We start from the raw sequence: 17,625 nt of genomic DNA on the forward strand, positions 1-17,625 counted from the left end.
TGTGACCTCGAATTCCTGTTCACCCCGAATAGGAAACGCCGCGGTAGCGCATGCCGATCTGCACCGCGTCCACGATCAGGCGCGACAGGATTTCGAGATCGACGGGCATATGCGGGCGCCAGACATCCAGCAGCAGCGCGACGCGGGTCTCGTCGGCGTCGTTCAGGACCTCGTGCGGGTAGGTGTCGTCCCACAACATGCCCTGGCCGTCGCTGATGCGGTGTTCGTGGCCGTCGATCATCATCACCGTGGCCGGTCGCCCGTCGGGCTGCCGCGGAATCTTCAGGCCGAGATGGAAGCGCATGATGCCGCGGAACGGCCCGCGATGAACCGGTATGTGCTTGCGTGGCGCAAGAAAGGAGATCGCGGCGGATTTCACCTCCGGGCACTGCGCGAGCAGGCCGGACAGCACCGGCATGCGGGCCATGTTCTCCGGCACCGCGACGTCGTAGGCCTTGAGCACGAACATGCGCCAGTCCTGGCCGTCGCTCGCCGAAATGTCGGCCTGTTCCGGCATGATGTCGTGGAAGCGCGGCACCTTTTCCATGCGGATGGCCTGCGCCTCGTCGCGGATCGCCTGCCAGGCGGCGATGAACATGGCCGAATTGGGAAAGTCGGCCTCGGCATCGAGGATCGACGGTGTGTCTATGCGCTTGTCGTAGATTCTCCGCACCAGACCCGATGCGCCGTCATAGAAGCGAGACATTGCCTTTCTCCCCGGCTTGCCGAAGAAATCTGCGTCCGCCGGAGCCTGATCCCGAAAAGCGGCAGGGCTTTCGGACAGGATCATGCTCCAAAACAAAGGCCGTCCGATCCCGGAACGCCATTTTACCGGGTTTGGCCTACACGCGGCAATGATGTTTTAGTGAGGGCTTGATCAGGGGACGGCGGCGAAGCGGTCGGGATGGGCGCCGAAATCGGCGATGACCTGTCCCAGATCGTCTTCGCGAACCATATGCGCGGCTTCGTCCGGCGCGACCCACCGGCGTTCGCGCTGGTGCTGCTCTTTCCATTTGTCGGCGATTTCGCTGACCAGTAGCGGAAACACCAGCACCTCGCAGGGCACGTCCCGGCCCGAGGACATCGCCTTGGCGTAGAGATAGCGGCCCGCCTCGATCGGCGAGATCGTGCCGCGCAGCCCGGCTTCCTCGTTCGCCTCGCGGGCCGCGGCCCGGCAAAGCGGCTCCCTTGGCTCGGGCCAGCCCTTCGGCAGCACCCAGCGGGCGGTGTCGCGGCTGGTGATGAGCATGATTTCGACGCCGTTCTGGCCTGCGCGCCAGGGCAGGGCGGCCACCTGCAGGCAACGCGGCACGCTGCCGAACAGCTTTCGCATCCGTTCGGTCAGGTGATCTTCGCTTGTGAGCGGTCCTTTCAGCATTCGAAATTCTCGAATCGCACCCGGAATCGTTTGCCGTCTCAGGAATCTTACGCGCAATTGTCCGTTACAAAAGTAAAAACTTTGGCCGAGGCGCCAAAAGGCGTATCCCGGCCGTTGCAAGTTTCGGTATCGAACGGATTTCGGGCGTATTCGGGCGCTTTGCGCTGCGGTTTCGCCTGGTTTCCCGGAAAATGCCGGCTGCCGCTATCCGGCGTGATCGTCCGCGATCGGCTTCTGGTAGGTGAAGCCCATGTCCCAGGGGAAGTAGATCCAGGTGTCCTGGCTGACCTCGGTGACGAAGGTGTCGACCAGCGGGCGGCCCTTCGGCTTGGCGTAGATGGTGGCGAAATGCGCCTTCGGCATCATGGCGCGCACCACGCCGGCGGTCTTGCCGGTGTCGGTCAGGTCGTCCACGATGAGCACGCCTTCGCCGTCGTCGGTGAGCAGGGCCGAGTCGATTTCCTTCAGCACCTTGAGCTGCCCCTGCGAACTGTAGTCGTGGTAGGAGGCCACGCAGACCGTCTCGATGATGCGGATGCCGAGTTCGCGCGAGATGATGGCCGCCGGCACCAGCCCGCCGCGCGTGATGCACACGATCGCTTTCCATTGGCCGTTGACGCCGGCGAGCCGCCAGGCCAGCGCGCGCGCGTCTCGGTGGAACTGATCCCAGGAGACGGGAAAAGCCTTTTCGGGAAGGGACATGGTGCACTCCGCAAGCGCGGCCCCGCCGCGCGCATGAAACAGGGGAATGCGGGCGGAATTAGCCGGAAATGCGCGAGTTTGGCAAGAGCCATCGCGCACCGCCGCTGTGGACGCGCAGGAAGCGGCCGATCCGCGTGGACGTTCGGCCGTGCAGCGGCCTAGCGCGACAGGAACGCAGCCACCGGGGCGGTGCGCAGCACCGAGCGGGTCACGCCGCCGAACAGCAGGCGCCGCAGCCAGGAGTGGCTGTATGCGCCGAGCACGATCAGGTCCGCGCCGGTCTCGACCAGCCGGTTCTGGATCACGTCTTCGACGGCCACGCCGTCGGTGTCCGCGACCGCCACGGAAACGGAGACCCCGTGGCGGGCAAGCGCGGCGGCGATGTCGGCGCCGGCGGCCTCGGCGCTTTCGTCCAGGGAATCCGGCGGGTCGGTGATCAGAACTTCCGTTTTCTCGGCGGCGACCATGAAGGGCAGGGCGTCGAAGGCGGCACGCGCGGCTTCCCTGGAGCCGTTCCAGGCCAGCAATATGTGCTTGAAGGTGGTGATCAGCGGCCCCGAATGCGGCACGACCAGCACCGGCCGGCCGGCGTCGTAGACCAGCGTGTCGACATCGGCGGTGTGGTCGCCGCCGGCCTCGCGCTGCGCGGCCACCACCAGGTCGGCGGTGCGCACGCTGGCGATGCCCGAAAGCGCGCTGTCGCCGGAGAAGGTTTCGAGGCTGCGCCACTCGAAGGACAGGCCGGCGCCCTCTATGCGCCTGAGGAACACCGCCTGCAGCCGGTCGGCGCGTTCCTTGTTCAGTTCGGACGAGACCTGCAGGAACTCGGTGTCCGGAAAGCCGGCCGCCGAGGTGTAGGGCACCGGCATCGCCTCGGCATGGATGCCGATCAGATGGGCGCCGAACTGGGAGGCGAGCGGTATGGCGCAGTCGAGCACGCGTTCGGCGTCCTGCTCGCTTTGCAGGATGGCGACGATGGTCTTGAACGGCATGGCAGATCCCTCACTCTGTCGCGAGACGGCTCGCCTGCATGGAACGCGTCCGCCGCCGGCCGGGTTCCGGCGGATGCCGTCTCCCGTCAGCCGGCCGCGGCGGCGAGGCCGTCCACCATAGACTGGACCGCCGCGCGCGCGGCTTCAAGCGCTTCCTGCGAGCGCGCCCTGACCACCAGCTCGGTCCAGAACCTGCCGCCGTCATATTTGGGGTAGGAGCCGATGATGGTGTCGGGATGCGCCTTCTGGATCTCGGCAAGCGGGCCGCCGATGACGCCCTCGCCGAACGGGCAATGCACGGTCGCCGAAAGCATCTTCACGCCGGTCTTCAAGGTGGGCACGACATTGTCCAGCATGGCCTGGAAGATCGCCGGCACGCCGGCCATCACATGCACGTTGCCGATGCGGAAGCCGGGCGCGACAGAGACGGGATTATCGATGTGCTCGGCGCCGCGCGGCATCCGCGCCATGCGCTTGCGCGCCTCGGTGAACTCGATGCCGCGCCGGGCGTAGCTCTCCTCCAGCATCTTGTAGGCCCTGGCGTCGTATTCGCAGGGCACGCCGAAGGCCCTGGCGACCGAATCGGCGGTGATGTCGTCATGGGTCGGGCCGATGCCGCCGGTGGTGAAAATATAGGTATAGCGCGGCCGCAGGGCGTTCAGCGCCGCGACGATCTCGTCCTCGTCGTCCGGCACGATGCGCGCTTCCTTCAGGTCGATGCCGATCGCCGTCATGATGTCCGCCAGATGGCCGATGTTCCTGTCCTTCGTGCGGCCGGACAGGATTTCGTCGCCGATGACGAGCATGGCGGCGGTGACGATCTGGGGCATGGCAGGCTCCGGCTGGGCATCTTGCGCCGAGCAGGCTCGTCTCGCGCGGCACGAATGCAACTGAAAACAGAAGGTGCGACTCACATAGCCCCTGGCACCGCGCCGGGCAATCGCCGCGGTTTTGTGAACGATCCGTCTTCGATTGAATCGTTCCTGATGAACGATCAGTGCCCTAGATAGGTCATGGGCGTGTCGCGCCCGCGAATTGAATCAAGGATGTCGGGGTCCCGCCCGGGATCGGTCAAGGAGATGAAGATGGCGAAGGTACTCGTTCTCTATTATTCGAGCTGGGGTCACATGGAGCAGATGGCGCGCGCGGCGGCCGAGGGCGCCCGTGAAGCCGGCGCCGAGGTCACGGTGAAGCGCGTCGCCGAACTGGTGCCCGAGGCGGTCGCCAAGGCCGCGCATTACAAGCTCGACCAGGAGGCGCCGTTCGCGGACCCCCTCGAACTGGAGAACTACGACGCCATCATCGTCGGCGCCTCGACCCGCTATGGCGCGATGTCCTCGCAGCTCAAGAACTTCTTCGACCAGACCGGCCCGCTCTGGGCCAAGGGCGCGCTCGTCAACAAGGTCGGTTCGGTGATGGTGTCCACCGCCACCCAGCACGGCGGCGCGGAACTGGCGCTGCTCTCGACGCAGGCGATGCTCCAGCACCACGGCATGGTCATCGTGCCGCTGTCCTATGCCTATCAGGGCCAGACGGGCAACGATGTGGTGCGCGGCGGCGCGCCCTACGGCATGACCACCACCAGCGACAGCGACGGCTCGCGCCAGCCGTCCGAACAGGAACTGGAAGGCGCCCGTTTCCAGGGCAGGCGGGTGGCGGAGATCACCAAGAAGCTGCACGGCTGAGCCCCAGCCGCTGAACGGCAATCGACGCGAAAAGGGCGGTCCCGAGCGGGCCGCCCCCTGCGGATCGCCGCTCCCCCAGCGGACTACCCCCAGCGGACCGATGTTTATGGTTCAGCGCGAGCCGTCCTCCTCGTCGGGCCGCCGGCCTGCCGGGCACCGTAGCCTGGCATCGGATTCCGGAAGACTGTTGCCTGCTTTCGGCGGATTTCGGAGCTTTGCCTGTCAGCGTCCCTCGTCGTCGGAGACTTCCGTCTGCGGCCGGTCGCGGCCGTCGGCCAACTCCTCGTGCCAATTGCCCTGGGCATCCTCATATTCGATGCCGTCGGTCGCGCCGGCGATCTGCTGCTCCGACGAGGCGATCTGCGCGGCGCGCAGCGCGTCGGCATGGGTCGGAAAGGTCTCCGAGTAGGTGTCGCCGACCTTGTAGGCCCAGCCACCGTCATGCTCCACGATCTTGTAGGTCAGCTTCGCCATGAACTCCTCCGGTCCCTGCGGCATTCCCGTCCCGCGAAAGCCGGGAATGCCCTTATCCATTTGTTTTCAGGCCATTCCGGCGGAAAGCCGCTGCGCACCTTCCCGGAATTGCCATAGGCCGTAGAACGGCAACGATGCCGTGCGGTTCCCGGCCGCCTTGCGCGCCGCACAATGGCCGTCACGCATCGGCCCTGTGCGGTCGCCCTATGCAGTCGATTGTCCAGCACTTCGGCGCAGGATTCAACCGTCCGGTGCGGACGCGCGGGCGCCGCTCAAGCCGGCCGCATCCAATGTTCCATCGTGGTCACCGCGCGCGCAAGCTGCGGGGCGGGATGGATCGTCTCGCCGAGCGCCGCCGCCGCGCGCCAGCCCCAGCGCGGGTCGGCGAGGAAGGCGCGGCCGAGCGCGACCATGTCGGCCCGGCCGTCCGCGATGATCGCATTGGCCTGATCCGGCTCGGTGATGAGGCCGACGGCACGTGTCGGGATATCCGCGCCCTTGCGCACCGCCTCGGCCAGATCGACCTGATAGCCGGGGCCCGTGGGCAGCTTCTGGCGGGGCGAGTTGCCGCCGCTGGAACAGCAGATATAGGCAACGCCCTCGGCCTTCAGCGCCCTGGCGACTTCAATGGCGTCGGGCACGTCGAAGCCGCCGTCCACCCAATCCTTCACCGAAAGCCGCGCCCCCAGCATCAGCCCGGGCGCCGCCTGTTTCACCGCGCGCGCGACCTCGATGGCGAAGCGCATGCGGTTTTCCAGCGATCCGCCCCAGCGATCCGTGCGGCGGTTGGAGAGCGGCGACAGGAACTGGAAGATCAGATAGCCATGCGCGCCATGCAGCTCGATGAAGTCGAAGCCGGCGCGCGCGGCGCGGCGGCCCGAGTCGGCAAAATGGCCGATCACCTCGCCGATCTCCTCCTCGTCCAGCGCGTGCGGCACCTGCCAGCCTTCGTCATAGGCTATGGCCGAGGCCGAGACGACAGGCCACGGGTCCTGGCCGGCTTTCAGGGGACCGCCGCCTTGCCACGGCCGCTGGCACGAAGCCTTGCGGCCGGCATGGGCAAGCTGCGTGCCGAATTTCGCGCCGGGCAGGGCCTGCCGCCGCGCCGCGTCGAGCGCGCGCTTCGCCGCCGCCTCGTTATGATCGCTGTAGAGCCCGAGGCAGCCATGCGAGATGCGGCCGCGCCGCTCCACGTCGGTCATCTCGACGGTGATCATGCCCGCGCCCGACATGGCGAGATTCATCCAATGGTAGAGATGCCAGTCGTTGGCGCTGCCGTCATCGGCCGAATACTGGCACATCGGTGCAACCGCGAGGCGATTGGGAAAGGCGAGGCCGTCGAGCGTGATGGGCTGGAACAGAGGGGCGGTCATGCGGACTCCGGAAGTCTGGGCTGGGCTGCGGTAACGGAACCAGCGCTATTTAGGCAGTGGCGGCGCGCTGCGCCAGCCGCCCATGCCGAAACGGCAACATGCATTCCGGTGGAACCGGACGCCGTTCGGCTGGTTTCTGCTTACCGTTTCAAGCATGGGAGCACGCAATGTTGAGACTGGATACGGCAGGTCCCGAACAGCTCCAGCGGTTGCGGGCCGATGCGGCCGCCGCCTTCGGCCCGTTGATGCTCGGCGAGGCGTTGAAGCGTTTGTGCGAGACAAGAGGCAGCGCCTGCCTGGACGAATTCGAGAAGTCGCTGGTGGATCGCATCGAGGAATCGGAGGCTGCCGCCGGCGCCGAGGAACTCAAGGAACTGGCCATCGAGCAGCTTCACGTGGCGGTCAGCGAGGCGCGCGATTTTCCGCACGGCAAGCAGCCTCTGGAAAGTCCGTCCGCGCGTCGCGCCAAGGGGCGCTCGGAAGAGACGGGCACGCTGGAGGAGCAGTTGCAGTCGGGGCTGGAGGACAGTTTCCCGGCCAGCGATCCTCCGGCCGTGGTGTCGACCGCCATTCCCGGCGGTACGAAGAAGCTCCGCGGCGTGGAAGAGGAATTGCGCCGCAAACGGCTGGCGCAAACCAAACCGGAAGAATGAGCGCGCGGCTGGTGCGGGCGGCGGGAATCGAACCCGCATAGCCGAAGCTGAGGGATTTTAAGTCCCTTGCGTCTACCAGTTCCGCCACGCCCGCTCGCGCCCTCCTTTCAGGCGCGGGAGGCGTTTCGTCAATGGCTTATCCGGGAAAAGCGTCGCGCCGGACAGGCGGCCGGACGCGTGAGCGGGGACGCTGGACGGCCGGCGGGCATACCCCCTGGAACCCTACGCCTCACGCCGGCTGAATGCCCGGCGCCCCCATCGGGCTTGTGCCAGAATGGGAGCAAAACCGCCACGATAACCAATGGTTAACCTTACAAGCTAACCTTAACCCGCCCGCCGTTCCATCGCCGTGGGTCGAAGACGGGGGCTCACTTTGCGTCGATGAAGTCCAGCACCGCCTTCGAATATTCGTCCGGTGCCTGAAGCATGGCGAAATGGCTGGCGTCGGGCAGGATGATCTCCTTCGCGCCCGGAATCACCGACGCCATGTAGTCGGTGTGCTCGCGCTTGATCGCCTCGTCATGGTCGCCGGCCACGATGGCCGTCGGCACGGTGATCCTGGAAAGCTCCTCCTTGGTCCAATGCGGCTGGGTTTCCCACATCTTGCTGATCTGCGCGACGAAGGCGTCGTACTGGTCGGGCGTCCTGGAAAGCCTGCGGTAGTCGCCTCCGGCGCGCACGATATACTGGGCGAAGGTCCTGTTCTTCAAAACGCCCGGATCGACCCCCTCGGTCTCGACATTGGCGGCCTGCGCGAACAGCCGCGTCAGCCGCTCGGGGTGATGCAGCGCGATGTCGATGCCGATGATGCCGCCGTCACTCCAGCCTACCAGCGCCGTCTTGTCGATCTTGAGAAAGTCGAGCAGGGCCAGATAGTCCGAGGCCATCAGGTCGTAGCCGAAAGGCTCGTCGGTGCGGGTTGAGCGGCCGTGGCCTCGGCTGTCGGCGACGATCACCTTGTGCGTCTTCGACAGCGTCGCCACCTGGCTGGCCCAGACGTCGGCATTGCTCAGCCCGCCATGGATGAGCAGCACCGGATCGCCGCTGCCGAACACGGCGTAGTACATTTCGATGCCGTTGACAGGCGCATGGCCGCTCTGGCCGGGCTTCGGCATGGGGGCGGGCTCGGGCAGGGTCTGCCAGCGCTCGTCGGCCATGGCGAGGCCGGGAACGACGAGCAGCATCAGAACCGTGGCGAAAACCTTCCACAAACGCACCATGCCGGCCTCCATGAGTTGACCCGAGGGAGTCGGTTCATCCAACGCCCGTCAGGCGGGGCAGTCAACGCAACGGGCGCCCGTTCTTGCGGCAGACGGGGAAAATCGGTTCCGCTCAGCGGTCCTTCACCGTTTCCATCGCCACGAAGGTCGAGGTCTGCGCCACGTGCGGCAGCGCCGAGATGCGCTCGCCCAGCACCTTGCGGTAGGCGGCGATGTCGCGGGTGCGCACCTTCAGCAGATAGTCGAAGCTCGCCGCCATCATGTGGCACTGTTCGATTTCCGCCACGCCCTGCACGGCGCGGTTGAAGGCATCGAGCGCGGCCGAGCGGGTGTCGGAAAGCTTCACCTGAACGAAAGCGACATGGCCTTCGCCCATGCGCTCGCGGTCGATGATGGCGGCATAGCCGCGGATGAAGCCATCCTTCTCCAGCCGCTTCACGCGCGCCTGCACCGGCGTCTTGGAAAGTCCGACCCTGGCGGCCAGTTCGGCCATGGAAAGCCGGCCGTTTCCGGCCAGCGCGGACAGGATGTTCCTGTCCAGCCGGTCCAATTGGTCTTCGCTCATGATCTATATGGTTCAATATGAATTGAGTTGTGCCTATCTGATAGTCTGAACGAACTGAATTGTCGATCTGTTTGGACCGACCTCTATGCTGCTTTGTGCTAGGTTGCATCATCCGTCCGGCGGTGAAGCCGGCGACCCGTCAACTTGTGCTCACAGGACCGCCATGCCAGAGCTCGACGTTCTCCGCGAAAAGATCCGCGCCAACTATCTTCCCGACGAGGATGCCGCCGTGAAGCGGCTGGCCGAGGCGACGGGCCTGTCGCCGCAGGACCGCAAGGCGATCACGGCGCGGGCCGTCGAACTGGTGAAGACGGTGCGCGGCTCCTCAGATCCGCGCCTGATGGAGGTGTTCCTTTCCGCCTACGGTCTTTCCACCAAGGAAGGCGTGGCGCTGATGTGCCTGGCCGAGGCGCTGCTGCGCGTGCCGGACGCCGAAACCATGGACGACCTGATCGCCGACAAGATCGCGCCGCAGGACTGGTCCGCGCATTCGGGCTCGTCGTCCTCGATCTTCGTCAACGCCTCGACCTGGGCGCTGATGCTGACCGGGCGCGTGCTGGACGAGGGCGAGGGCGGCATCGAGCGCACATTGCGCTCCATGGTGCGGCGGCTGGGCGAGCCGGTGATCCGCAAGGCGGTGGCGGCGGCGATGCGCGAAATGGGCGAGCAGTTCGTGCTCGGCCGCACCATCGCCGAAGCCATGAAGCGCGGCCGCTCCATGACGCAGAAAGGCTATCTCTATTCCTTCGACATGCTGGGCGAGGCGGCGCGCACGGAGGAAGACGCGCTGCGCTACCTGAAGGCCTATGCCGATGCCATCGCGGCGCTGGATTCGCCCGCCAACGGCCCGGATATCCGCCGCAACCAGGGCATTTCGGTGAAGCTTTCGGCGCTGCACCCGCGCTACGAGGTGGCGCAGCGGGAAAAAATGCTGCCGGTGATGGCCGAGCGGCTCCTGTCGCTGGCGTTGGCGGCGAAGAAGGCACGCATGGGCCTCAATGTCGATGCCGAGGAGGCCGACCGGCTCGACCTGTCGCTGGATGTCATCGAGAAGGTGCTGGCTGACCCGCGCCTGGCCGACTGGAACGGCTTCGGCGTGGTCGTGCAGGCCTATGGGCCGCGCTGCGCCTTCGCCATCGACTGGCTCTATGCGCTGGCCAAAAAGCTCGACCGCCGCATCATGGTGCGGCTGGTCAAGGGCGCCTATTGGGACACCGAGATCAAGCGCGCGCAGGTCATGGGCCTGCCCGGCTATCCGGTCTTCACCCGCAAGGCCAACACGGACGTGTCCTATCTGGCCTGCGCGCGCAAGCTGTTGTCGATGACCGACCGCATCTATCCGCAATTCGCCACGCACAATGCCCATACCGTCGCCGCCATCCTTTCCATGGCGCCGGATCGCGACAGCTTCGAGTTCCAGCGCCTGCATGGCATGGGCGAGCAACTGCACGAAGCCGTGCGCAAGACCGAAGGCACGCGCTGCCGCATCTATGCGCCCGTGGGCGCGCATTCGGATTTGCTCGCCTATCTGGTGCGGCGCCTGCTGGAGAACGGCGCCAATTCGTCCTTCGTCCACCAGTTGACCGACGAGGACGTGCCGCCGCAGGAAATCGCCCGCGACCCGCTGGAAGCGGTGGAACGACAGGGCCCCGCCGCCAATCCCAACATCGCCCGGCCGGATGCGATTTTCGGCGCCGGCCGCCGCAATTCGAAGGGCTGGGACATCACCGACACGGTGACCCTGGCGGCAATCGACAAGGCGAGGGCGGCATTCTCCGGGCCCGACCATTGGCACGCAAGGCCGCTCACCCGCGCCGCCGGCGAAGGAAAGAAGCGGCCGGTGGTCAATCCCGCCAAGCCCGAAGAGGTCGTCGGCTCGGTGATCGAGGCCACGAAGGAACAGGCGACCGAAGCCGTGCGCGTTGCCGTGGAGGCGCAGCCGGCTTGGGCGGCGCGTCCGGCGGCCGAGCGCGCGGAAATTCTGCGCCGCGCCGCCGACCTTTATGAGAGGAACGCGGTCGAATTCTTCGCGCTGGCCTCGCGCGAGGCCGGCAAGACGCTGGCCGACGGCGTGGCGGAGGTGCGCGAGGCGGTGGATTTCCTGCGCTACTACGCGTCGGAAGCCGCCAACGCGGAAGCCGGCACCGAGGCGCGCGGGGCTATCGTGTGCATCTCGCCGTGGAATTTCCCGCTCGCCATCTTCACCGGCCAGGTCGCGGCCGCGCTCGTCACCGGCAATGCGGTGATCGCCAAGCCGGCCGAGCAGACGCCGCTGATCGCCTTCCGCGCCGTCCAGATGCTGCACGAAGCCGGCGTGCCGGCGGACGTGCTCCAACTCCTGCCGGGCGACGGGCCTTCGGTGGGCGCGCCGCTGACGGCCGATCCGCGCATCGCGGGCGTCTGCTTCACCGGCTCGACCGAGGTCGCCAAGCTGATCGAGAAGCAGCTTGCCGAGACTGCCGCGCCCGACGCCATGTTGATCGCCGAGACCGGCGGGCTGAACGCCATGGTGGTGGATTCCACTGCCTTGCCCGAGCAGGCCGTGCGCGACATTCTCGCCTCCGCCTTCCAGAGCGCCGGCCAGCGCTGCTCGGCGCTGCGCGTGCTTTACGTGCAGAAAGACGTGGAGAGGAAGACGCTGGAAATGCTGAAGGGCGCGCTTGCAGCGCTCGATGTCGGCAATCCCTGGGAAATCTCCACCGACGTCGGACCGGTGATCGACGACGAGGCGCGCAAGTCGATCGACGATTACTGCGCGGAGATGGAAAGCGCCGGCAAGCTGCTTGCGAGGCTGGACACGCCTACGGACGGCCGCTTCGTCGCCCCGACGGTGCTGAAGGTGAAGGGCATCGAGGAGATGCAGCGCGAGGTGTTCGGCCCGGTGCTGCACGTCGCCACCTTCGACGCCGAGAAGATCGATTCGGTCATCGCGGCCATCAATGCCAAGGGCTACGGGCTGACCTTCGGCCTGCACACTCGTATCGAGGGCCGCGCCCAGCATTTCGTCGACGGCATCCACGCTGGCAACATCTATGTCAACCGCAACCAGATCGGCGCCGTGGTCGGCTCGCAGCCGTTCGGCGGCGAGGGGCTTTCCGGCACCGGCCCGAAGGCCGGCGGCCCGCATTACCTGCGCCGCTTCCGCAAGGGGCCGGAAGCCGGCGCGGAACTGGTCGAAGGACAGGCGGCGACCGCCAAGGAACTCGCCGACAATCTGCCCGACGCGGCGATGGGCGGCTGGGCGACGCGGCCGGACCGCGTGGCGATCCTGAGAAAGCATCTGCGCGGCAAGGGGACCGCGGCCATCGCCGCTTCGGCCGCACTCGACTTCGGCCAGGTCGATCTGCCCGGTCCGACCGGCGAGGCGAACACGCTTTCGCTAAGCCCGCGCGGGCGGGTGCTGTGCCTCGGCCCCGACGCCGAGACGCTGCTTGCGCAGGCGGTGCAGGCGCTGGCCGCCGGCAATGCGGTGCTGGCCGTGGCGCCCGGCGCGCCGGCCGCGCTTGCCGCGCTCACCGGCAAGGGCCTGCCCGTCGCGGCCCTCGACGCGCGGCTCGATCCGGCCGCTCTCGGCCCGCTGAAGATCGACGTCGTCGCCTTCTCCGGCCGGCCGGAGGACGCGCGCAGCCTGCGCCGCGCTCTGGCGGAACGGGCAGGGCCCATCGTGCCGCTGGTCAGCGAAGTTCTCTATCCGGCCGCCTATGCGCATGAGCACGCGGTCTGCGTGGACACGACCGCGGCCGGTGGCAACGCCAGCCTGCTGGCGGCGGCATAGACATCGCCCTCATTCGGCCGGGTGAAGCGAGGAAGAGCCGGGACCCGTTCCGTGACGCATCGGCAATCCGGAACGGGTCACTCCGCCTCGCTTCCGCGGCGTCCGATGTTCAGGCTCCCTCCACCACGGAGAAGCCCTCGAACTGCGGGTGGCCGGAATAATGGACCTTGGTCGTGCCGGCGTTCCTGTGCGCGGCGCGGAAGTTCTCGGATTTGGTCCAGGCGATGAAATCGGCCTCGCTGGCCCAGACCGTATGGGAAGCGAACAGCGTATAGCCGTCCGTTTCGTTGAGCGGACCGCGCAGCAGGTGGAATTCCTTGAACCCCTTCATGTCGGAGAGCGAGGAATCGCGGTTCTTCCAGACCGATTCGAAGGCGTCCTCCGAGCCCTTCTGCACCTTGAAGCGGTTCATTGCGATGTACATTCGTATTCTCCTGTCTGCGGGATGGGTCGATGGTTCAGAACGGTCCGATCGGCAGCGTGAAGGCCCAGCTTGAGCGGCCTGCCTCGGGCGGGATCGGCGGGAAGGGCGCGGCCCGGCGCACCATTGCGAGCGCGGCCTTGTCGAGTTCGGGCGAACCGGAGCTTCTCACCAGCTCGACCGCGCCGATGCTGCCGTTCGTCTTGACCAGGAAGGCTACCTGCGCGTTGCCCTGTGCCTTGGCGCGCGCCGAGGAGGAAATGGTGCGCGCCACGCGCCTGAGCCTGGCCGCCACCTTGCCGGGGTAGTTCGAGACCGCCGCATTGCCACCCTCGCCATGCCCGCCTTTGCTGGCAAGTGCGGTATCGCCGTCGTCGCGGCCGTCCGAAACGCCGCGCTTGCTGTCGCTGTCGGCCTGTCCGCCGGAGCCAGGCTGCGTCTTGGCCTTTTTCGGCTTCGGCTGCTGCTTCTGGGGCGCGTCGGCCTTGTTGACGGGCTTTTCCTTGGTGGCCGGTTTCGGAGGCTGCGCCTGTTTTTCCTGCGGCTTCGGCTGCGGAACCTCTTTCGCCGTAACGACCGCTTCGGCCTGATCCGGCTTCTGGGCCTCGGCCGCGGGCTGGACGATGTCGTTCTCGGCCGGCGATAGCGGCGGCGCGGCGAGGATCTGCGGCACCGGAGCGTTGCTGACTGGCTCGGCTGTCTCCGGCGCGGCGGGCGGCTGCGTTTCGGTCTCGGCAGGCTGGACGGCTTCGGCGCTGGGCGCGACCGGCGCGGTTTTCTGGACCGGCTCGGTCGCTTCCGCCGTCGTCACGGGTTGGGCGTCCACCGTCTGCACCGGCTTGGCATCCACCATCGGCACCAGCGTCACCTTGGTCACGTCGGTGTCGGAGATGCTTCCCGCGGCGGTGCTGTTTTCGGTGGAATTGCCGGTCATGAGGATGCCGGACTGGTCGCCGCTCTCGATCTGCTCGCTGGTCAGGGGCATGCTGAAAGGCATGGCCACCAGCGCGGCGGCCGCGGCCAGGTGCAGCAGGCAGGACACGAGGATCGCAGGGGTCCAGCGGCGCTTGCGCTCGGCTGCGCGCGCCTTTTCATCGGCCGGCGTCGCGACGGGCGCGAGTGCCGGAGCCGGGCCGATCTCGGCCATGAAGCCGCGCAGGGCGGCATCGCGGGCCGAAAACTGCACCGCGCCGCGCGGGATCGCCAGGGCCGGGTCGTCCCGTTCCGCCGGCAGCGCGCCGAGCCCGGCCAGGGGCCAGGTTCGTCCATGCGCTGCGAAGGCGGGTTCGGGATGTCGCAAGGCCGTTTCCTCAGACCCCGAACCGGATGCCGGCCTTGCTGTCGGTCTTCAGCCGGCGCATGCAGGCGTTCGGCTCGATGCCGGCGCCGGAGCATTCGGTCGCGCTGTTGGCCAGCACGCGGCTGATCTTGGTGCAATCGGTGTTGGCGAGGTCGAAGCGCACGACCTTGGTCTTGCCGGCCGGCAGCTCGTTGAAGTCGAGCACGGTGAGCCGGTCCACCACGCCGGCGTCGTTGAACAGGGCGATCTCGAACGCGGCCTTGGAAAGATCGGCGCCGAGCCCGTTATTGACCACGAAGGTCAGGCGGCAGCCCTTGTCGGAAGGCTGCGCCCCGTTGAGTTCCAGGTTGAGGGTGGAGGCGGCTTTCGCCGCCTCCTGTGCCGCCGCACCCCAGGAAACCAACGTCGCCACGGCTGCCGAAAGAACCAGGGTTGCCGTTTTCATGGTCGCGTCAGCCTCCGAATCGCATGGTCGCGCCGAGCTTCACGGTGACGCCGGGCTCGTAAAGGATGCTCGTCGTCGTGGTGTTCAGCGGGTTTGCGTACTTCACGTCGAACAGGTTGTCGACGCGCAAATCGACTTTCAGGTTCTCGTTGGCCTGGTAGCTCGCGAACGCGTTGACCAGCGTGTAGTCCTCGGCCCGCTCGTTGCCCCTGGGCTTGCCGTTGTACTGCACCTCGCCGCCGACCGTCAGCCGGTCCTCGAGGAAACGGAAGCCGAGCTGGCCCGTGACCTGCGAGGAGGGGATGGTCTGGAGGTCTTCGCGCACGCCCTCATAGGACACCGTATGGCCGTTGATGACGGAGGCCGACAGGCCCGCGAAGCCCCAGCCCGCGTCGTAGACGCTTTCGAACTCGAAGCCCCTGATCCTGGCGTTGGCGTAGTTCTGGTACTGCGAGCAGATCGGCGCATAGGTCACGTCGGGGTTCATCAACAGGTCCCAACGCACCGGGCACAGGCCGGTCGTATCGGTGAAGGCGGAGATCGTGGTGCTGCCGATATAGTCGTCGACGTCGTTGTTGAAATAGGCGGCCTTGAGACGCAGCGCGTCGTCCGCCTGGATCACGCCGTCGGCCTTGTAGTTGGCGCCGAATTCCCAGGTCTTGCCGGTCTCGGGCCTCAGGTTGGGATTGGGCAGGAAGGGGAAGGTCGCGCCGGTGGGATGCATGCCGCTCATCAGCGTTTCGGTGATGGACGGCGAGCGATAGCCTTCCGCATAGGTGCCGTAGAATTGCAACCCCTCCAGACCGGCGGATTGGAATGGCGTAACGCCCACGGTGATGCGCGGCGAAAGGCGGTCGCCGGCGCTGTCGGCCGTGTCGCCGTCGAGCTTGTAGCTGTCGTAGCGCAGGCCGCCGATCACCTCGAGCCACTCCCAGCTCACCTTGTCCTGCACATAGGCGCCGCTCACGCGCCTTTTGCCCGAGGGCGTGTAGGTGTCCATGGCGCCGCCGGGGTCCCGGGTCACCATGTCGTCGCTGATCCAGTCGCCGCCATAGGTCAGCTCGTGCCGGAACCCGCCGGTCTCGAAGCGGGAGGTGTTCCAGAGGTCGAGGCTCCAGGTGCCCAGGTCGTAGGTGGTCTGCGAGCCTGCCGCGATGGTGGTCGGCAATCCGGTCTGCGGGTCGAACTGTCCGCCGGCGAGCGTCGTCAGGTAGGTCCGGTCCAGATTGGTCTTGTTGTAGGAAGCGTTGACGTGGAGGTCGAGCCAGCTGCGCTGCTCGTCGGTGATGTTGTAGCGCGCGGTGAAGGTGTTCTGCTTCATGTCGAGGTCGGAGACGGGCACGCCGCCGCTCACCTCGCTCCAGCCGTCGCTGGCGCCGACCCAGCCGAGCTTCAGTTCGCTGTTTTCCGTCGGGCGCAGGGTGGATTTCAGCATGCCGCTCAGCACGTCGAAGCCGCTGCCGGGAACCCTGTCGCCGCCGCCGTCCTTGTAGTCGTTGTAGTTGCGGTAGACGATGTTGCCGAGCACGTCGGCGTTCTCGTTGAAACGGTAGGCGCCGGTAGCGCTCGTGGTCCAGCCCTGGCCGTCGGTTTCGTAGCGTCCGGTCACCGAGGTCGCCCAGGTCTCGTCCGGGCTGAGGAAATCTGTGGCGTCCTTGGTGTCGAAGAACACCACGCCGCCGATGGCGCCCGAGCCATAGGTGTTGGCGACCGGGCCGCGGATCACGTCCGCAGACTTGATCAGTTCCGGGTCGATCCAGAAGGTCGAAGCCGTGCCGTGGCCGGAGCGGCTGAAATCCTGGCGCGCGCCGTCCACGATCACCTGCACGCGGCCGAAATCCTGCAGGCCGCGAATGTTGACGCTGGAGGCGGTGCGCTTGGCGTCCGATTGCATGGCGATGCCGGGAACGCCGAAGAACACGCCGTTGACCGTCGTCGCCATGCGCCGGTCGAGTTGCTCCTGGTCGACATGGCTGGAGGAGGAGAGGGATTCGATCGCCGATTCGCCGAGGCGGCTGATCAGCATGATCTTGTCGAGCAGTGTGGCGCCGGAGGCGTCCTTCTTCTCATCCGCCGTCTGCCCGGCCTGCTGTTGCCCGCTCGCGGCCTGCTGCTTTTCCTGCGCCGTCGCGCCGGCCGAAAGCAGCGTCGTTGCCGCCACGCCCGCTAGAAGAACGGCGAGCCCGCTCCTCATCCGGCCGGCCGCCGCGCCGGCCTGTCCCCAATTCGCCAACCCCATGTCCCAACTCCAAAATCCAGGTTGAATGCTGGCTGGCGGGGACGCTTGCTCGCATTTTCGATCTCTTCCGGCATCTTAAATGTTGACTCATTTACTCCGGTATTGCACTGACTAGTAAACATGATTATTCGAGTCAACAAATGAAATCGGAATTTGCACGGGGTATGCGACCTCGTGCCGGACGAGGAGAAGATCGGCAATGAACACGCATGATCCCGACAATTTCCGTTCCCGTTTCCGCCGTTACGAGGCGCCCGTGCGCACCGAACGCATTCCGCTCGCCGTCAGGACCCTGTCCTCGAATGCGCTTTTCCAGGGCGAGCACGAGATCGGCATCGAGCACCACGGCGCGCTCTACCGGCTGAAGATCACCCGTCAGGGCAAGCTCATTCTCAACAAGTAA

General features: G+C 66.6%; 17 protein-coding genes and 1 tRNA gene. 4 read left to right on the top strand and 14 right to left on the bottom strand.

Annotation, left to right across the window (positions count from 1 at the left end):
- Positions 1-19: 19 nt before the first annotated feature.
- From QU595_RS05635 to QU595_RS05655, 5 genes are all read right to left on the bottom strand, one after another.
- Positions 20-706: an aspartyl/asparaginyl beta-hydroxylase domain-containing protein gene (locus QU595_RS05635; protein WP_315919697.1), complete on the bottom strand. Its 687-nt coding sequence runs from the start codon at positions 704-706 to the stop codon at positions 20-22.
- A 171-nt stretch (positions 707-877) separates the two neighbouring features.
- Positions 878-1,378 carry an NUDIX hydrolase gene (locus tag QU595_RS05640; protein ID WP_315919698.1) on the bottom strand — a complete coding sequence of 167 codons (501 nt, stop codon included), beginning with the start codon at positions 1,376-1,378 and terminating at the stop codon, positions 878-880.
- A gap of 204 nt (positions 1,379-1,582) precedes the next feature.
- Positions 1,583-2,080, bottom strand: a complete 498-nt coding sequence (gene gpt / locus QU595_RS05645; RefSeq protein WP_315919699.1) for a xanthine phosphoribosyltransferase — start codon at positions 2,078-2,080, stop codon at positions 1,583-1,585.
- A gap of 158 nt (positions 2,081-2,238) precedes the next feature.
- Entirely contained in the window at positions 2,239-3,072 is an 834-nt protein-coding gene (locus tag QU595_RS05650) for a universal stress protein (RefSeq protein WP_315919700.1), read from the bottom strand.
- 86 nt (positions 3,073-3,158) lie between these two features.
- Positions 3,159-3,902 carry a competence/damage-inducible protein A gene (locus tag QU595_RS05655; protein ID WP_315919701.1) on the bottom strand — a complete coding sequence of 248 codons (744 nt, stop codon included), beginning with the start codon at positions 3,900-3,902 and terminating at the stop codon, positions 3,159-3,161.
- 255 nt (positions 3,903-4,157) lie between these two features.
- Between QU595_RS05655 and wrbA the strand changes: the two genes are divergently transcribed.
- Positions 4,158-4,757 carry an NAD(P)H:quinone oxidoreductase type IV gene (wrbA, locus tag QU595_RS05660; RefSeq protein ID WP_315919702.1) on the top strand — a complete coding sequence of 200 codons (600 nt, stop codon included), beginning with the start codon at positions 4,158-4,160 and terminating at the stop codon, positions 4,755-4,757.
- Positions 4,758-4,979: 222 nt separating this feature from the next.
- Here the strand turns inward: wrbA and QU595_RS05665 are convergent, their stop codons facing one another.
- Both QU595_RS05665 and QU595_RS05670 read right to left on the bottom strand, forming a co-directional pair.
- Positions 4,980-5,231 carry a DUF2188 domain-containing protein gene (locus QU595_RS05665; RefSeq protein ID WP_315919703.1) on the bottom strand — a complete coding sequence of 84 codons (252 nt, stop codon included), beginning with the start codon at positions 5,229-5,231 and terminating at the stop codon, positions 4,980-4,982.
- A gap of 272 nt (positions 5,232-5,503) precedes the next feature.
- Complete coding sequence (locus tag QU595_RS05670; protein WP_315919704.1) at positions 5,504-6,604, bottom strand: NADH:flavin oxidoreductase/NADH oxidase; 1,101 nt, start codon at positions 6,602-6,604, stop codon at positions 5,504-5,506.
- A gap of 167 nt (positions 6,605-6,771) precedes the next feature.
- Here QU595_RS05670 and QU595_RS05675 point away from each other — a divergent pair, with 167 nt between their 5' ends.
- Positions 6,772-7,257: a hypothetical protein gene (locus QU595_RS05675; RefSeq protein WP_315919705.1), complete on the top strand. Its 486-nt coding sequence runs from the start codon at positions 6,772-6,774 to the stop codon at positions 7,255-7,257.
- 9 nt (positions 7,258-7,266) lie between these two features.
- On the opposite strand, the gene QU595_RS05680 is transcribed toward QU595_RS05675, so the two are convergent.
- From QU595_RS05680 to QU595_RS05690, 3 genes are all read right to left on the bottom strand, one after another.
- Positions 7,267-7,351: transfer RNA gene (locus tag QU595_RS05680), tRNA-Leu, on the bottom strand.
- A gap of 274 nt (positions 7,352-7,625) precedes the next feature.
- Positions 7,626-8,477: an alpha/beta fold hydrolase gene (locus tag QU595_RS05685; RefSeq protein ID WP_315919706.1), complete on the bottom strand. Its 852-nt coding sequence runs from the start codon at positions 8,475-8,477 to the stop codon at positions 7,626-7,628.
- 112 nt (positions 8,478-8,589) lie between these two features.
- Complete coding sequence (locus QU595_RS05690) at positions 8,590-9,042, bottom strand: Lrp/AsnC ligand binding domain-containing protein (protein ID WP_315919707.1); 453 nt, start codon at positions 9,040-9,042, stop codon at positions 8,590-8,592.
- A 163-nt stretch (positions 9,043-9,205) separates the two neighbouring features.
- On the opposite strand from QU595_RS05690, the gene putA reads away from it, so the two are divergent.
- Positions 9,206-12,817, top strand: coding sequence for a bifunctional proline dehydrogenase/L-glutamate gamma-semialdehyde dehydrogenase PutA (gene putA / locus QU595_RS05695; protein WP_315919708.1), 3,612 nt, complete (start codon positions 9,206-9,208; stop codon positions 12,815-12,817).
- Positions 12,818-12,926: 109 nt separating this feature from the next.
- Here putA and QU595_RS05700 read toward each other — a convergent pair whose 3' ends face one another.
- Genes QU595_RS05700 through QU595_RS05715 form a run of 4 tightly spaced genes read right to left on the bottom strand, consistent with a single transcriptional unit; the run spans position 12,927 to position 17,222 of the window.
- Complete coding sequence (locus QU595_RS05700) at positions 12,927-13,241, bottom strand: antibiotic biosynthesis monooxygenase (protein ID WP_315919709.1); 315 nt, start codon at positions 13,239-13,241, stop codon at positions 12,927-12,929.
- A gap of 34 nt (positions 13,242-13,275) precedes the next feature.
- A complete protein-coding gene (locus QU595_RS05705) occupies positions 13,276-14,538 on the bottom strand; it encodes a TonB family protein (RefSeq protein ID WP_315919710.1) in 1,263 nt (420 codons plus the stop codon).
- Between the two features lie 10 nt (positions 14,539-14,548).
- Positions 14,549-14,983, bottom strand: coding sequence for a hypothetical protein (locus QU595_RS05710; RefSeq protein WP_315919711.1), 435 nt, complete (start codon positions 14,981-14,983; stop codon positions 14,549-14,551).
- Between the two features lie 7 nt (positions 14,984-14,990).
- Positions 14,991-17,222 (bottom strand): TonB-dependent hemoglobin/transferrin/lactoferrin family receptor, encoded by a 2,232-nt coding sequence (locus QU595_RS05715; protein WP_315919712.1) that lies wholly within the window; start codon positions 17,220-17,222, stop codon positions 14,991-14,993.
- 199 nt (positions 17,223-17,421) lie between these two features.
- On the opposite strand from QU595_RS05715, the gene hemP reads away from it, so the two are divergent.
- A complete protein-coding gene (gene hemP, locus QU595_RS05720) occupies positions 17,422-17,625 on the top strand; it encodes a hemin uptake protein HemP (RefSeq protein WP_315919713.1) in 204 nt (67 codons plus the stop codon).

The organism is Mesorhizobium sp. SP-1A, assembly GCF_032460275.1.
Lineage (GTDB): Bacteria > Pseudomonadota > Alphaproteobacteria > Rhizobiales > Rhizobiaceae > Mesorhizobium.

Bases quoted from the DNA above. Each gene is read 5' to 3' on its own strand.
- QU595_RS05640 (WP_315919698.1), bottom strand. From the start codon at position 1,378: ATGCTGAAAGGACCGCTCACAAGCGAAGATCACCTGACCGAACGGATG.
- putA (WP_315919708.1), top strand. From the start codon at position 9,206: ATGCCAGAGCTCGACGTTCTCCGCGAAAAGATCCGCGCCAACTATCTT.
- QU595_RS05715 (WP_315919712.1), bottom strand. From the start codon at position 17,222: ATGGGGTTGGCGAATTGGGGACAGGCCGGCGCGGCGGCCGGCCGGATG.
- QU595_RS05690 (WP_315919707.1), bottom strand. From the start codon at position 9,042: ATGAGCGAAGACCAATTGGACCGGCTGGACAGGAACATCCTGTCCGCG.
- QU595_RS05710 (WP_315919711.1), bottom strand. From the start codon at position 14,983: ATGAAAACGGCAACCCTGGTTCTTTCGGCAGCCGTGGCGACGTTGGTT.
- wrbA (WP_315919702.1), top strand. From the start codon at position 4,158: ATGGCGAAGGTACTCGTTCTCTATTATTCGAGCTGGGGTCACATGGAG.
- QU595_RS05665 (WP_315919703.1), bottom strand. From the start codon at position 5,231: ATGGCGAAGCTGACCTACAAGATCGTGGAGCATGACGGTGGCTGGGCC.
- QU595_RS05635 (WP_315919697.1), bottom strand. From the start codon at position 706: ATGTCTCGCTTCTATGACGGCGCATCGGGTCTGGTGCGGAGAATCTAC.
- gpt (WP_315919699.1), bottom strand. From the start codon at position 2,080: ATGTCCCTTCCCGAAAAGGCTTTTCCCGTCTCCTGGGATCAGTTCCAC.
- hemP (WP_315919713.1), top strand. From the start codon at position 17,422: ATGAACACGCATGATCCCGACAATTTCCGTTCCCGTTTCCGCCGTTAC.
- QU595_RS05650 (WP_315919700.1), bottom strand. From the start codon at position 3,072: ATGCCGTTCAAGACCATCGTCGCCATCCTGCAAAGCGAGCAGGACGCC.
- QU595_RS05655 (WP_315919701.1), bottom strand. From the start codon at position 3,902: ATGCCCCAGATCGTCACCGCCGCCATGCTCGTCATCGGCGACGAAATC.
- QU595_RS05685 (WP_315919706.1), bottom strand. From the start codon at position 8,477: ATGGTGCGTTTGTGGAAGGTTTTCGCCACGGTTCTGATGCTGCTCGTC.
- QU595_RS05670 (WP_315919704.1), bottom strand. From the start codon at position 6,604: ATGACCGCCCCTCTGTTCCAGCCCATCACGCTCGACGGCCTCGCCTTT.
- QU595_RS05700 (WP_315919709.1), bottom strand. From the start codon at position 13,241: ATGTACATCGCAATGAACCGCTTCAAGGTGCAGAAGGGCTCGGAGGAC.
- QU595_RS05675 (WP_315919705.1), top strand. From the start codon at position 6,772: ATGTTGAGACTGGATACGGCAGGTCCCGAACAGCTCCAGCGGTTGCGG.